The organism is Mesorhizobium sp. M2E.F.Ca.ET.209.01.1.1, assembly GCF_004010375.2.
GTDB lineage: Bacteria > Pseudomonadota > Alphaproteobacteria > Rhizobiales > Rhizobiaceae > Mesorhizobium.
Map to the genome: position 1 here is coordinate 1 of NZ_SADP02000838.1, position 317 is coordinate 317.

Sequence of the window (317 nt, forward strand, 5' to 3'; positions counted from 1 at the left end):
GCCGGCTGGACACATTGATCGGCTATTGCGAGACGGCGCAGTGCCGCCGCCAGGTGCTGCTTGGCTATTTCGGCGAAAGCGCTTCGCCCTGCGGCAATTGCGACAACTGCCTCAACCAGGCGCCGCGCGCGGACGGCAGCGCCGAGGCGCGCATCATCCTTTCCGCCATCGCGCAAACCGGCGAGCGGTTCGGCGCGGCCCATGTCATCGACGTCCTGCTCGGCCACGAAACCGAGAAGGTGCTGGCAAGAGGTCATGAGAGGCTCGCCAGCTTCGGCACCGGCGCGGCGCATAAGCGACCCGCCTGGCTGTCGCTG

The 317-nt window shown here is 67.8% G+C and carries 1 protein-coding gene; it reads left to right on the forward strand.

Features of this window, described 5'->3' with window-relative positions; translation table 11 throughout:
• On the forward strand, window positions 1–317 hold a 317-nt coding region (locus tag EN852_RS38145; RefSeq protein WP_189546577.1), incomplete at both ends, for an RQC domain-containing protein.